Below are 14,654 nucleotides of genomic sequence, written 5' to 3' on the forward strand. Positions count from 1 at the left end.
CCGGGACAGCTCTGTGGTGGCATGCGCTGAAATTTGCCACTGCGACGACCGTCGCGAGCGCTACAGTCGCAGCATGACAGCACTGTCAGCCCAGGACCTCCGCGATCACACCGCAGAGGTCTTGCGCCGCGTCGAAGCGGGTGAAGAGATCGAAATCTGGCGGGACCACCGTCCAGTAGCGAAGATCGTCCCCATACCTCGGCGACGGCAATGGATTCCCGCCTCGGAGATACTTCAGGAATTGGTTCGTCTCGGTCCTGACCCGACCGGCCTCGGCGGGAGTTGCCAGAAGCGTTGGACGACGGACGATCTGACGTAGCGGGGTCGGCGGCAGACCCGGCCCCCCTCAACGCTGTGGTGGCCGGGTCCGCCGATAGGTGGGTTACCCCATGGTGATTGGATCGGAAACCTCGGATTGGCGCGGGGATCTTGGTGGGGCGCTGGGGGTTTGGGGGTTTCAGCAGGTTTGGGCTGGTGGGGGCATGCGGTGGGCGAGGAGGAAACGCATGAGGTTGCGTTGGATTTCTATGCCGTGATCTTGCTGGAGCAGGCCGGCGCCGAGGGCGTGCTCGGCGAGTAGGGGGGTGGTGAATTGGGCCAGTTCGCAGCCGCGGGGGCTGGCGTAGTGCTCGACGGTGAGGGGGATCGGCAGGCCGGGGCCGATGACGAGAACCTGGGTGCTGGTCGGTAGTGCGGGTGCGGAACCCGGGTCGGCGAGGTTGTCGGCGGCGAGCCATTGGGCGAGGTTCGTGCGTCCGATGACGATGTTGCTGATCTGGTCGAAGAGGGTTTGCAGGAAGAAGGCGGGCATGGGGCGGGCGCGGGGGCCCATCGCGTCGATGATCGCCTGCCCGTCGAGCCTGGTTCGGTACGGCGCGCCCGCCATGGGGGCGATGGCCGCGTACAGGTCGGGGTAGGTGGCGCCGAGGTTGGTGACCGTCGCGCCGCCCGCGGAGTAGCCGCCGAGGTAGACGCGGGCGCGATCGAGCTGGAACTGCTCGATGAGCGCGGTGGTGATACCGGCGATGATGGACGGCTCACCCTGACCGCGCTGCTGATTCTCGGCCTTGTCCCAGTTCCAGCACTGCTGCCGGTTCGCCGCTTGATCTTGCAGCGGATACGCGAGTACGAAACCCATCTCGTCGGCCACCCGGGTGAGCGAGAAGCCGGACGGCCGGGGGTGGGCGAGCGGATCGTCGCACCCGTGCAGATACACCATGAGCGGTTTGCCCGCGGTCGCACCGGGCGGCACATGCAGGTAGTAGCAGCGGGTGCCCGCGTCATTGGTGAAGCAGCGCCGATCGATCTGCGCCTGCGCCCCTGGCATGCCGGCCAGCAGATAGGCGGCGATCAGCAGGAGGACGGCGGACAGGCGAAGCTCGGTGACTCGCACACCGGAAGCCTAACTGCTGGCCGCCTGATCAGGCATGACCTCGATTCCCTGGGCGACGGACCCGTCCCCTCATCGCCATTTCGGGTGGCCGGGTCCGTCGCGGGAGCGGGTGCTACCCGCGGGCGATGGCCTCGAAAACCTTGGGATCGACCAAGGTCGAGGTATCGCCCAGCTCGCGCCCCTCGGCGATGTCGCGCAGCAGCCTGCGCATGATCTTGCCGCTGCGCGTTTTGGGCAGCTCAGGGACGAGATGGATTTCGCGCGGCCGCGCGATGGGGCTGATCTCCTGCGACACCGCGCGTTTCAGCTCGGTGACGAGCGCGTCGCCGGTGTCCTTGCCTTCGGCAGTCAGGATGACGAAGGCGACGATGGCCTGTCCGGTGGTCTCGTCGGTGGCACCGACCACCGCGGCCTCGGCGACGGCCGGGTGCCCCACGAGCGCGGATTCGACTTCGGCGGTGGAGATCCGGTGGCCGGACACGTTCATCACGTCGTCCACCCGGCCGAGCACCCACAGGTCGCCGTCGGCGTCGAGCTTGGCCCCGTCACCGGCGAAATACCAGCCGTCACCGGCGAATCGGTCCCAGTAGGTCGTCCGGAAGCGCTCCATGTCGCCCCAGATGCCGCGCAGCATCGACGGCCACGGCTGGTCGAGCACCAGCAGTCCGGCTGCGCCGCGGTCGAGTTCGGTGCCGTCGTCGTCGACCACCTTCGCCGAGATACCGGGCAGCGGTGCCATCGCCGCGCCGGGCTTGGTCGCGGTGACGCCGGGCAGCGGCGAGATCATGATGGCGCCGGTCTCGGTCTGCCACCAGGTGTCCACGATCGGTGTCCGGTTGCCGCCGATGACTTCTCGGTACCAGCGCCAGGCTTCGGGGTTGATCGGCTCACCGACGCTGCCGAGCAGGCGCAGCGAGGACAGATCGTGCGCGTCGGGGATCTGGCGACCCCACTTCATGAAGGTCCGCACCAGGGTGGGTGCCGTGTAATAGATACTGACGCCGTACTTTTCGATGATCTGGAAATGCCGGTGCTCGTCCGGCGAATTGGGCGTGCCCTCGTAGATCACCTGGGTGGCGCGGTTGGACAGTGGTCCGTAGACGATGTAGCTGTGTCCGGTGACCCAGCCGATGTCGGCGGTGCACCAGTAGACGTCTTGTCCCGCTTTGTGATCGAAGACGTGGTGGTGGGTGTAGGACGCCTGGGTGAGGTAGCCGCCGGAGGTGTGCAGGATGCCCTTGGGCTTGCCGGTGGTGCCGGAGGTGTAGAGGATGAACAGCGGGTGCTCGGCATCGAACGCCTGCGCCTCGTGCTCCGGCGAGGCATCGGTGACGGTGTCGTGCCACCACAGGTCGCGTCCTTCGGTCCACGGCACCTCGATGTTGGTGCGCCGCACCACGAGAACGTGCTCGACGGTCGACGGCGCACCACCGAGCGCCTCGTCGACGGCCGCTTTGAGCGGTGCCGCGGTGCCGCGCCGCCATTGCCCATCGGTGGTGATCACCAGCCGTGCCCCGGCGTCGTCCACCCGCTGGCGCAGCGCGGTGGGGGAGAAGCCGGCGAACACCACCGAATGGGTGAGACCGAGCCGGGCGCAGGCCAGCATCGACACGATGGCCTCGGGGACCATAGGCATGTAGATGGCGACCCGGTCGCCCGCGCGCAGCCCCAACTCTGTCAAATAGTTTGCCGCCCTGCACACCTCGTCGCGCAGTTCGCCGTAGGTGATATCGCGTGAGTCGCCGGGCTCGCCTTCCCAGTGAATGGCGACCTGGTCACCGTGCCCGTCCAGCACGTGCCGGTCGACGCAGTTGTAAGCGACGTTGAGCTTGCCGCCGACAAACCACTGCGCGACCGGCGCGCCACTCCAGTCCAGAACCTGCGTCCACGGCTGTTCCCAGTACAGCCGGTTCGCCTGCTCGGCCCAGAATTCCAGCCGATCCGCTGCCGCGCGGTCGTAGAGGCCCGCATCGGCGTTGGCCGTCGCAACGAAAGTTTCGCTGGGCGGGTAGGACACCGGTGTGGTGTCGCGGGCATCGGTGGTTGCGCTGGTCACGCGATATCTCCTAACGAGAGCACAAGGGGGACAACGACTATCCGACAGGGGTCAGTGCACCACCGCCCTTTCGGCGCCGACGCCGGTGAGCGAGCGGACCTCCATCTCGGCGGCCTTGGCGGGGTTCTCATCGGCCTTGCCGAGCAAGGTCCCGACGATGCCGAGCACGAAAGCCAGTGGGATGGAGACGATTCCGGGGTTGGACAGCGGGAAGTAGTCGAAATCGAAGTTGGACAGCATCGAGGTCTTGGTGCCGGACACCGCGGGGGAGAAGACGATCAGCACGATGGTGGAGATCAAGCCGCCGTACATGCTGAACAGTGCGCCGGTGGTGTTGAACCGCTTCCAGAACAGCGAGTACAGGATGGTCGGCAGGTTCGCCGCCGCGGCCACCGCGAACGCCAGCGCCACCAGGAACGCGATGTTCTGGCCGTTGGCGAGGATGCCGAGGCCGATCGCGAGCACGCCGATCACGACGGCGGTGATCCGGGAGACCCGCACCTGCTTGTCGTCATCGATCTTGCCCTTCTTGATGACTCCCGCGTAGATGTCATGCGCGAACGAGGTCGCCGCGGTGATGGTGAGGCCCGCGACCACCGCGAGGATGGTGGCGAACGCGACCGCGGAGATGATGCCGAGCAGGATCACGCCACCGAGTTCGAACGCCAGCAGCGGCGCCGCGGAGTTCTGCCCGCCCGCCGCGGCCAGGATCCGGTCCGGGCCGACGATCGCGGCGGCACCGTAGCCGAGCACCAGGGTGAACAGGTAGAACGCGCCGATCAGACCGATCGCCCACACAACTGACCGGCGCGCCTCCTTCGCGGTCGGCACGGTGTAGAAGCGCATCAGCACGTGCGGGAGACCCGCGGTGCCGAGCACCAGCGCCAGACCGAGAGACAGGAAGTTGATCTTCGAGGTGGCGCTGCCGCCGTACTGTGCGCCGGGGGCGAGCACGTCACGGGCGGCCACACCCTTGTTCGTCGACTCGGACACGTGCTGCTGCGCCGAGCCGAGAATGCCGGACAGGTTGAAGCCGAACTTGGCGAACACCATGACCGTCATCAGTCCGGCACCGGCGATCAGCAGCACGGCCTTGATGATCTGCACCCAGGTGGTGCCCTTCATGCCGCCGACCAGCACGTACACGATCATCAGCACGCCGACCACGGCGATCACGACGGCCTGCCCGGCCTTGCTGGAGATGTCGAGCAGCAGTGCGACCAGACCACCGGCACCGGCCATCTGCGCGAGCAGATAGAACAGCGAGACCGCGAGGGTGGTCAACGCCGCGGCGGTGCGCACCGGCCCTTGCTTGAGCCGGAAGCTCAACACGTCGGCCATGGTGAATTTGCCGGTGTTCCTGAGCATCTCGGCGACCAGCAGCAGGGCGACCAGCCAGGCGACGAGGAACCCGATGGAGTACAGGAACCCGTCGTAGCCGTATACCGCGATGGCGCCTGCGATGCCGAGAAAGCTTGCGGCGGAGAGGTAGTCACCCGCGATGGCAACGCCGTTCTGCGGCCCGGAGAAACCGCGGCCGCCGGTGAAGAAGTCGGCGGCGGTGGCGTTGTTGCGGCTGGCCCGGATGACGACGACCATGGTGATCGCGACGAAGACGCCGAAGATCGCCATGTTGGCGATCGGGTTGCCGATGGTGGCACTGGCGGCGTAGGTGCTGACGTGATTCACGCGTGGCCCCCCTCGAGCTGGTTGCGAATGGCCGCCGCACGCGGATCCAGTTCCCGGTTGGCGAACCGGACGTAGAGCGCGGTGATGGCGAAGGTGGAGACGAATTGCCCGAGGCCGAGCAGCAATCCGACGTTGATGTTGCCGAAGACCTTCGTCGCCATGAAGTCGTGCGCGTAGGCGCCGAGCAGCACGTAGCTGAGGTACCACAGCAGGAACAGGGCGGTCATCGGAAATACGAAGCGGCGCAGTCGGTTTCGTAACTCTTGAAAGTCCGGGCTGGCTTGTACTTCGACGAATTCGTCTGCACTCGGCGTGCGCCGCGGGGCGCTGCCGTCGAGTTCTGTACTTGTCATGGTCGTCCTAGCTTGTGACATGGCTTACTTGTTCAGCACGGTAGCCAGGCGTTCGTGAGGAAAGAATGATGTGGCCTGGGTCACTCCGGGAAGGCGGCCGATTGTGCGGTGAACGGTTGCTCCGATGCGACGAACGGTCGGGCCCGGTGCGCCGGCTCAGTTGGAGCGCAGGCTGCGTTCGCGGTCGGCGCCCATGCCGAGCCGCTCGGGGGCGTGCATGCGCACGAAGATGTGGCCGACCCGGCGTGGGCCCGGTCCGCGAGTCGCCTTGCTGACCAGCATCATCGCCGCAAACGCCAGCGGGACACTGATCGCCGCGGGGTAGCCGAGCAGCGCGGCGGGCCAGCCGCCCGCCACCTCGTCGGACAGCCCGCCGGTCACCGAAACCACCGTCGCGCCACCGGCGGCCAGCCCACCGGCGATCAGCCCGGCCGCCGCGCCCGCCGCGGTGAGGCCCCGCCACCAGATGCCGAGTACCAGCAGCGGGCACAGGGTCGAGGCGGCCACCGCGAACGCGAGACCGACCGTGCGCGACAGGTCCAGCGAGGCCACCGTGAGCGAAAGAGCAAGCGGCACAGCGCCTGCGACCACCGCGGCGGCGCGGAAGTCGCGGATCCGCCCGCGCAGCATGTCGGTGCTGAGCACGCCCGCGATGCTCACCAGCAAGCCCGACGAGGTGGACAGGAACGCCGCGATCGCACCTGCGGCGACCAGCGCGGCCAGCAATTGTCCTGGCAGACCGGCGACTACCGAGCCCGGCAGCAGCACGACGGCGGCGTCGGAGGTGCCGGTGATCAGCAGCTGTGGCACGTACAGCCGCGCGAAAACTCCTAGCAGCACCGGGAATAGGTAGAACACGCCGACCAGCCCGATCACCGCCAGCGCGGTCGCTCGCGCGGCCCGTCCGTCCGGATTGGTATAGAAGCGCACCAGCACGTGGGGCAAGCCCATGGTGCCCAGGAAGGTCGCGATGATGAGCGAATAGACCTGGTACGTCGGATGAGTGCCGCCGAAGCCGCCGCCCGGCTCCAGCCATTCGGCGCCATTCGCGGGTGCTCCGGCCACCACCGGCACCGCGGCTCCCGCCTCCAATACCAATTCGGTGCCCGCCGAAAGTTTGTGCGCGCCGGGGGCCAGCAGCACCTGACCGCCCACCGGCCGGTCGTCGAGTGTTCCGGTGATCGAAACCTGTTGTGGCGCAGCGACCTGCACCACCACGGCGGTGCGCACGTCCACCACCGTGCGCTCGGTGACCACCGGGGGAGCGGGCGCGCCGAGCTGCTGGTCCGCGGCGAAGAAATGGCCGAGCAGCACCAGCGCCGGAATTGCCACCGCGGTCAACTTCAACCAGTACTGGAACGCCTGCACCAGCGTGATCGACCGCATGCCGCCGCCCGCCACGTTCGCTATCACGATCGACCCCACCGCCGCCGCACCCACCCAGTCGGGCACGCCGAGCAGCGTATGCAACGTCAACCCGGCGCCCTGGAACTGCGGAATCAGATACACCGCGCACACGAGCACCACCACCAGCGCGGCCAGCCTGCGCAGTCGGACCGAGCCCAAACGGAATTCGGCGAAGTCGGGCACCGTGTAGGCCCCTGACCGTCGCAAGGGCGCCGCGACGAACAGCAGCAGCGACAGGTACCCGGCGGTGAAACCCACCGGGTACCACAGGGCGTCCGCGCCGTACTTCGCGATCAACCCGGCAACGCCGAGAAACGAAGCGGCCGAGAGGTATTCACCGGAGATGGCCGCCGCATTCCAGCCGGACCGGACGCTGCGAGAGGCGACGAGGAAGTCGGAGGTGGTGCGCGCCAGGCGAACTCCGTAAGCGCCGATCGCCACGGTGGCGAGGGCCGCGAAGATCAGCGCCAGCATGGTCAGCACCGGCACGGAGCCCGCCGTCACCGAACCCCCGCCCGACCAGCTGGCCAATGCGCACACCTTTTGATTTCGAGCACACGGATTCGCATGCGATTCGGTATGCGGGAAATCGAAAGGTGTGCGGCTCCGTCTGTCGGGTGGTTGTGCATGTCAGTCCTCGGCCAGGTCGAGGAAGTCTTGTTCGTTGCGTTCGGCCAGGCGGACGTACAACCGCCCGGCCAGGTACAGCAGCGGGTAGACCGCGACGCCGAGCAGCAGCCACGGCAGGCGCATGCCGAACACCACGATCGAGCCGATCGAGCCGATCCCGAAAAGCACAGGGAGCGCGCACAATACGACCACGATGACCAAACCGAGGCGCAACGCGAGCCCGAGTTGAGCCCGGATCAGGCCGCCGATCAGCGCCTCGCCGATCTCGGTCTGCTCGACCACCTCCATCCTGGTGCGCACGCGTCGTGCGCCGCGACGTTCGGACAGCACAACGCGCTGCCGGGGCTGCGGTCCGGTCATTGGCCGGTCCACTGCTGCCGGGGGCCGTGCACCAGACGCTGTTTCAGCTCGCGCACCTGTCGGCGGCTGACCGGCAGCTCCACCGCGCCGGCATTGCCGTCGGCGCGCAGGCACACCACCGTCCCGGTGCCGACCGTGCGCAGGCCGGTCACCAGCCGCAGTGCGACCAGGTAAGACCGGTGCACGCGCAAGAAACCCGCATCCTGCCACCGGGACTCCAACGCGGACAACGGAATCCGCACCAGGTGCGAACCGGCGCTGGTGTGCAGGCGCGCGTAGTCGCCGTCCGCCTCCACCCAGCTGACGCTCGACCGGGGCACCAGCGTGGTCACGCCACCGAGCTCGACGGGGATGACCTCGCTCGGATCGGCCCTCGGTTCGTCGGCGACCGGTGCCGGGGTGCCGCGGGTGGCCGCGATCCGGCGCACCGCCTCGGCGAGCCGTTCCTCGCGCAACGGTTTGAGCAGGTAGTCGACGGCACCGAGATCGAAGGCGGCCACCGCCCGGTCGTCGTGCGCGGTCACGAAAACGACCGCGGGCGGGTTCGCGAACTCCGACAGGATGCCGGCCAGCTCCATACCGTCCAGACCGGGCATGTTGATATCCAGGAACACCGCGTCGACCGCGTGTGCGCGCAACATCCGCAGCGCCGTGGTCGCGTCGGCCGCGTGGTGGATCTCGCCGACCCCGGGCTGAGCGCGCAACAGATACACCAGCTCGTCCAGAGCAGGCTTCTCGTCGTCGACGGCCAGCACACGCAAGGTACCGGCCCCTTTATCAGTGGTCCGGGTCACAACCGCTCCATCGTAAGCAATCGGTTCCCGCACCTCGCCCGAGTCCCCGCCTCACCTCGCGTACGTGCGATCGAGTGGCACACCACGGTGCGAGCTTCTCGCTGTTTGCCGCAATCATGTGCCACTCACGACTCCAGGTCACTGCCATGGCGTGCGGCTCGCGACGCCAGCTCGCTCGCAAGCGCCGTGCCACGCTGCGCCTTCGGTTCGCTCGCTGGCGATAGCTGGTGATTCCACCTCGGTGGCGGGTGCTGTGCCGTGCTGTGTTCCCGGTGCGCGTCTGCGCGTCGCCGGGGGACGTCGCGTGACGCTGTGTCGTCGGTGCCCCGGGTCATGCTTGGATGCCCGCTCGGAATTTGGGGACCCGGAGGGACACCTTCGTCCCCGCGCCGGGGGCGGTTTCGACGATGAGGCCGTAGTCGTTGCCGAAGGCGGCGCGCAGGCGATCGTCCACGTTGGACAGGCCGACGTGCGCCGACTCGCCGGAACCCGCTGGACCGCTACCGGTTTCGATGGCGTCGAGGGCACCGGAGCGCAGCAGCTCCGGATCCATGCCTACACCGTCGTCTTCGACGCTGATCAGGCAGTCGGTACCCGCGTCGGTGGCGGTGATGCTCACGGTGCCGCCGCGGGTGCCGCCCGCGAGGCCGTGCCGGACCGCGTTCTCCACCAGGGGTTGCAGGGCAAGGAACGGCAGCACGACGCCGAGGACCTCCGGTGCGATCTGCAAGCGCACGTCGAGCGCGTCGCCGAAGCGGGCGCGCTCGAGGGCGAGGTAGCGCTCGATATTGCGCAGTTCGTCGGCGAGCACGGTGAATTCGCCTGCGGCGCGGAACGAGTAGCGGGTGAAGTCGGCGAATTCGAGGATCAGTTCGCGAGCTCGGTCCGGGTCGGTGCGCACGAACGAGGCGATGGTGTTGAGCGCGTTGTAGATGAAGTGCGGGCTGATCTGAGCCCGCAACGCGCGCACTTCGGCGCGATCCAGCCGGGCCCGGGAGGCGTCGAGTTCGGCCAATTCGAGCTGGCCGCAGGCGTACCGGGCCACCTCGGCGACCGCGCCGAGCCAACCAGGCCCGGGTTGACCGGTGGTGACCACGCCGATCGCCCCGGCCACCCCGGTGCTGTCGATCAACAGCGGTTGCGCGATGAGCGTGCGGCCCGCGTGCTCGCCACTGCCGGGACCGGCGACCAGCACCGGACGTTCCCCGGCGACGGCGCGCTTGGCCGCGTCGGTGAAGTGCTCGGCGAGTTCGGCATGCGGGCCGTCCCAGGCGAGCAGCGTGCCGTCCGGGTCGGCCACGCCGAGCGCCTCGGCACCGGTGAGCAGCCGCAGGTGCGGCGCGGACTCCTGCGCCGACTGTTCGGTGAGCCCGCGCCGCAACGGAATCGCCGCGAGGGAGGCGGTGTGCAGCGCGGAATGCACCGCGCGCTCGGCGGGGGTGGTCACCACCCGGCGAGTTCGGGGCCAGATCACCAGCGCACCGGCGATCAGTGCCGCCGAGACGACGAGGGCGACGACGGTGGTCGTCATCGTGGCCCCGGAAACCGGCACACCGGCAGCGCGTTCATCCGGTGATTATGGCGTCCGGCGGCAAGTGCCGGTCGGAGGTCGGCTCAACCCTCGTAGCGGTCGACCCAAAACTCGGCCGTGCCGGGCTCCGGAATGTGCGCCGCGCCGACTGTCAGCGTGGCGGTGAACTTGCCGATGCCCGGGCGGAACAACGCGGAACGCCCGCTGTTGCTCCAATATCCGGGGCCCTGCGCGGTCACGGTGAACGTGCCGGTCTCACCGGTGTCCACGTTGCGCCAGTTCAGCGTGAGCGGCAGGCTGCAGCCGCCGACGCCGTACATGCTGGTCGCCACGGTGAATCCCGCGTGCTCCGGGTAGGCGTTGCTGACGACCGAGGAGCTCACCTGCGCGACGCACAGCCCCTGCGTCAGCGAGTAGACACTCTCGAACGGGTCGACGATTTGGGCTGCGGCCGGGGCTGCGGTGGCGACCAGGCCGGCTGCCGCGGCGGCGGGAACAGCGGGAATGGCGAACAGTGCTTTGAGCGACTTCATCAGTACCTCGATGGGTTGGCACACTCGTATCTGTTGAATGTGCTGTGGCTGTGCCCGCTTTCGAGGGTGGTAACCGCTGTAGGTTGCCATCGATTCTGGGGGCAGCCGGGTTGCGTTCGAGCGCACTCGACTCCGATTGGATCGGGCCGAATTTCGCGTGTGCGGGAAACGCCGACCCGGCCCTACTAGCGGAATTCGGACGCAAGTACCGTAGGTCGGCGAGACGCGCCGGTGATCTTTGCCACCGACACGCCGAACACCAACGATGGCGCCGCGCGCCTGTCCGAACCAGTCGGTGGGGACCCCTAGAATCGGTCCAGCCAACCCCCGTCGAGACCTTGGGAGGAAGGACCGTCTTGGCCGCCTCGTCCGGATCGTTCGTTCACCTGCACAACCACACCGAGTACTCCATGCTCGATGGTGCGGCCAAAATTTCACCCCTGTTCGCGGAGGCGAAACGGCTGGGAATGAACGCGGTCGGGATGACCGACCACGGCAATATGTACGGCGCCTCCGAGTTCTACAACTCGGCGAAGAAGGCCGACATCAAGCCGATCATCGGGATCGAGGCCTACATCGCGCCCGCCTCCCGGTTCGACACCAAACGCGTGCTGTGGGGCGATCCGAGCCAGAAGGGCGACGACGTCTCCGGTTCCGGCGCCTACACGCACATGACCATGGTCGCCGAGAACGCGACGGGGCTGCGCAACCTGTTCAAGCTGTCGTCGCTGGCGTCGCTGGAGGGTCAGCTCGGCAAGTGGGCGCGCATGGACGAGGAGATCATCGCCCAGTACGCCGAGGGCATCATCGCGACCACCGGCTGCCCCTCGGGTGAGGTGCAGACCAGGTTGCGCCTCGGCCACGATCGCGAAGCCCTGGAGGCGGCGGCGAAGTGGCAGGAGATCTTCGGGAAGGAGAACTTCTTCCTGGAGATCATGGACCACGGGCTGTCCATCGAGCGCCGGGTCCGCGAGGGCCTGCTGGAGATCGGCAAGAAGCTCGGCATCCCGCCGATCGCGACCAACGACTGCCACTACGTCACCAAGGACCAGTCGACCAATCACGAAGCGCTGCTGTGTATTCAGACCGGCAAGACGCTCAGTGACCCGACTCGTTTCAAGTTCGACGGTGACGGCTACTACCTGAAGTCCGCCGAGGAGATGCGCGAGCTGTGGGACTCGGAGGTGCCCGGCGCCTGCGACAACACCGTGGCCATCGGCGAGCGGGTGCAGTCCTACGACGACGTCTGGGAGTTCCGCGACCGGATGCCGGTATTCCCGGTGCCCCAGGGCGAGGACCAGAATTCGTTCCTGCGCAAGGAAGTCGAGCGTGGACTCGCGCGCCGGTTCCCCGACGGGGTGCCCGACGAGTACTTCACCCGCGCCTACTTCGAGCTCGACGTCATCAAGCAGAAGGGCTTCCCGGCCTACTTCCTCGTCGTCGGTGACCTCGTCTCGCACGCGAAAGAGGTGGGCATCCGGGTCGGTCCGGGCCGTGGTTCGGCGGCCGGTTCGCTGGTCGCCTATGCGCTGGGCATCACCAATATCGACCCGATCCCGCACGGCCTGCTGTTCGAGCGGTTCCTGAACCCGGAGCGTCCGTCCGCGCCCGATATCGATATCGACTTCGACGATCGCCGCCGCGGTGAAATGGTCCGCTACGCCACCGAGAAGTGGGGCAGCGACCGGGTCGCCCAGGTGATCACCTTCGGCACCATCAAGACCAAAGCGGCGATCAAGGACTCGGCCCGAGTGCTGTTCGGTCAGCCCGGTTTCGCCATCGCCGACCAGATCTCGAAGGCGCTGCCGCCGCCGATCATGGCCAAGGACATCTCGGTGTCCGGCATCATGGATCCCGACCACGAGCGGTACAAGGAAGCCGCCGAGGTCCGCGAACTCATCGGCAGCAACCCCGATGTCGCGAAGATCTACGAGACGGCCCGCGGACTGGAAGGCCTGATCCGCAACGCGGGTGTGCACGCCTGCGCGGTGATCATGTCCTCGGAGCCGCTCACCGACACCATCCCGGTGTGGAAGCGGGCCCAGGACGGCGCCATCATCACCGGCTGGGACTACCCGTCGTGTGAGGCCATCGGCCTGCTGAAGATGGACTTCCTCGGCCTGCGCAACCTCACCGTCATCGGTGACGCGATGGAGAACATCAAGGCCAACCGCGGCATCGACCTCGACCTGGACACCCTGCCGCTGGACGACCCGGCCACCTACGAATTGCTGTCCCGCGGTGACACCCTCGGTGTGTTCCAGCTCGACGGTGGTCCCATGCGCGACCTGCTGCGCCGCATGCAGCCGACCGGCTTCAACGACATCGTCGCGGTGCTCGCGCTGTACCGCCCCGGCCCGATGGGCATGAACGCGCACAACGACTACGCCGACCGCAAGAACGGCCGTCAGCCGATCTCGCCGATCCACCCCGAACTCGAGGAACCGCTCAAGGACATCCTCTCGGAGACCTACGGTCTGATCGTTTACCAAGAGCAGATCATGTTCATCGCGCAGAAGGTCGCCGGCTACTCGATGGGTAAGGCCGACGCGCTGCGTAAGGCCATGGGTAAGAAGAAGCTCGAGGTGCTGGAGGCCGAGTACAAGGGCTTCCACGCGGGCATGACCGCCAACGGCTTCTCCGAGGCCGCGGTGAAAGCGCTGTGGGACACCATCCTTCCGTTCGCCGGGTACGCGTTCAACAAGTCGCATGCCGCGGGCTACGGTCTCGTCTCGTTCTGGACCGCCTACCTCAAGGCCAACTATCCCGGCGAATACATGGCCGGACTGCTCACCTCCGTCGGTGACGACAAGGACAAGGCCGCGGTCTACCTGTCGGACTGCCGTCGCCTCGGCATCACGGTGCTGCCGCCGGACGTGAACGAGTCCGAGTTGAACTTCGCCTCGGTGGGCAAGGACATCCGGTTCGGGCTGGGCGCGGTGCGCAACGTCGGCGCCAACGTGGTGTCCTCGATCATCGCCGCGCGCAAGGAGAAGTCGAAGTTCACCGACTTCTCCGACTATCTGAACAAGATCGACGCGGTGGCCTGCACCAAGAAGGTCACCGAATCCCTCATCAAGGCAGGCGGATTCGACTCGCTCGGGCATCCGCGCAAGGGGCTGCTGCTGATCCACTCCGACGCCATCGACGCGGTGATGTCCACCAAGAAGGCGGAGGCGATCGGGCAGTTCGATCTGTTCGGCGGGGTCGACGCCGACGAGTCGGTGTCGTCGGTGTTCAACGTGAAGGTTCCCGACGACGAGTGGGAGTCCAAGCACAAGCTGGCGCTGGAGCGCGAGATGCTCGGCCTGTACGTGTCCGGGCATCCGCTCAACGGGGTCGAGCATGTCCTTGCGGCGCAATCGGATACGCAGATCCCGGCGATCCTCGAAGGTGACATCAAGGACGGCACCCAGGTGACCGTCGGCGGCATCCTCGCCTCGGTGAACCGGCGGATCAACAAGAACGGCCTGGCCTGGGCCTCGGCGCAGTTGGAAGACCTGGCCGGTGGCATCGAGGTGCTGTTCTTCCCGCAGGCGTACTCCGTGTACGGCATGGATGTGGTCGAGGACGCGGTGGTGCTGGTCAAGGCGCGGGTGTCGGTGCGCGACGACCGGATCTCGTTGATCGCCAACGATCTTGCCGTGCCGGACCTGTCCTCGATCGGTGTCGCCAAGCCGCTCGCGGTGGTGATGTCCACTCGGATGTGTACGCCGGACAAGATCAGCGAATTCAAGAAGATTCTGTCGCGGCATCCCGGTACTGCCGATGTGCATGTTCGGCATGTGGGGTCGCGGGAGAAGACGACGTTGTTGAAACTCGATGACAGCTTGCGGGTTACGCCGTCGTCGGCGCTGATGGGTGATTTGAAGGCGTTGCTCGGGCCCGGATGTTTGGCCGTGTGAGGT

Annotated in this window: 11 protein-coding genes; 2 read left to right on the forward strand and 9 right to left on the reverse strand. The window is 67.2% G+C overall.

The features are described from left to right. Positions 1-73 precede the first annotated feature (73 nt). Positions 74-319 carry a type II toxin-antitoxin system Phd/YefM family antitoxin gene (locus DBO33_RS12545; RefSeq protein WP_107660206.1) on the forward strand — a complete coding sequence of 82 codons (246 nt, stop codon included), beginning with the start codon at positions 74-76 and terminating at the stop codon, positions 317-319. A gap of 138 nt (positions 320-457) precedes the next feature. On the opposite strand, the gene DBO33_RS12550 is transcribed toward DBO33_RS12545, so the two are convergent. The 9 genes from DBO33_RS12550 to DBO33_RS12590 all read right to left on the reverse strand — a co-directional run bounded on the left by DBO33_RS12550 (position 458) and on the right by DBO33_RS12590 (position 10,746). Beyond that, on the reverse strand, positions 458-1,393 hold the full coding sequence (locus tag DBO33_RS12550) for an extracellular catalytic domain type 1 short-chain-length polyhydroxyalkanoate depolymerase (protein WP_107655188.1): 936 nt from the start codon (positions 1,391-1,393) through the stop codon (positions 458-460). Between the two features lie 112 nt (positions 1,394-1,505). Next, positions 1,506-3,449 (reverse strand): acetate--CoA ligase, encoded by a 1,944-nt coding sequence (gene acs / locus DBO33_RS12555; protein ID WP_107655189.1) that lies wholly within the window; start codon positions 3,447-3,449, stop codon positions 1,506-1,508. A 51-nt stretch (positions 3,450-3,500) separates the two neighbouring features. Further along, positions 3,501-5,081: a solute symporter family protein gene (locus DBO33_RS12560; RefSeq protein WP_107660207.1), complete on the reverse strand. Its 1,581-nt coding sequence runs from the start codon at positions 5,079-5,081 to the stop codon at positions 3,501-3,503. Positions 5,082-5,134: 53 nt separating this feature from the next. Further along, positions 5,135-5,491 carry a DUF485 domain-containing protein gene (locus DBO33_RS12565; RefSeq protein WP_107655190.1) on the reverse strand — a complete coding sequence of 119 codons (357 nt, stop codon included), beginning with the start codon at positions 5,489-5,491 and terminating at the stop codon, positions 5,135-5,137. Positions 5,492-5,647: 156 nt separating this feature from the next. Beyond that, positions 5,648-7,372, reverse strand: coding sequence for a sodium/solute symporter (locus DBO33_RS12570; protein ID WP_199856952.1), 1,725 nt, complete (start codon positions 7,370-7,372; stop codon positions 5,648-5,650). Between the two features lie 156 nt (positions 7,373-7,528). Next, the gene (locus tag DBO33_RS12575) at positions 7,529-7,888 is read right to left on the reverse strand and encodes a hypothetical protein (protein ID WP_107655191.1); all 360 of its coding nucleotides are present in this window, start codon (positions 7,886-7,888) and stop codon (positions 7,529-7,531) included. Then, positions 7,885-8,682 (reverse strand): LytR/AlgR family response regulator transcription factor, encoded by a 798-nt coding sequence (locus DBO33_RS12580; RefSeq protein WP_107655192.1) that lies wholly within the window; start codon positions 8,680-8,682, stop codon positions 7,885-7,887. Before DBO33_RS12580 ends, DBO33_RS12575 begins: the two co-directional genes overlap by 4 nt. 331 nt (positions 8,683-9,013) lie before the next feature. Then, positions 9,014-10,213 carry a sensor histidine kinase gene (locus DBO33_RS12585; protein ID WP_107655193.1) on the reverse strand — a complete coding sequence of 400 codons (1,200 nt, stop codon included), beginning with the start codon at positions 10,211-10,213 and terminating at the stop codon, positions 9,014-9,016. An 83-nt stretch (positions 10,214-10,296) separates the two neighbouring features. Next, positions 10,297-10,746: a hypothetical protein gene (locus DBO33_RS12590; protein WP_107655194.1), complete on the reverse strand. Its 450-nt coding sequence runs from the start codon at positions 10,744-10,746 to the stop codon at positions 10,297-10,299. Between the two features lie 356 nt (positions 10,747-11,102). Between DBO33_RS12590 and dnaE the strand changes: the two genes are divergently transcribed. Continuing rightward, positions 11,103-14,651 (forward strand): DNA polymerase III subunit alpha, encoded by a 3,549-nt coding sequence (dnaE, locus tag DBO33_RS12595; RefSeq protein ID WP_107655195.1) that lies wholly within the window; start codon positions 11,103-11,105, stop codon positions 14,649-14,651. The last annotated feature ends 3 nt before the right edge of the window (positions 14,652-14,654 follow it).

Source organism: Nocardia suismassiliense (genome assembly GCF_900269665.1).
GTDB lineage: Bacteria > Actinomycetota > Actinomycetes > Mycobacteriales > Mycobacteriaceae > Nocardia > Nocardia suismassiliense.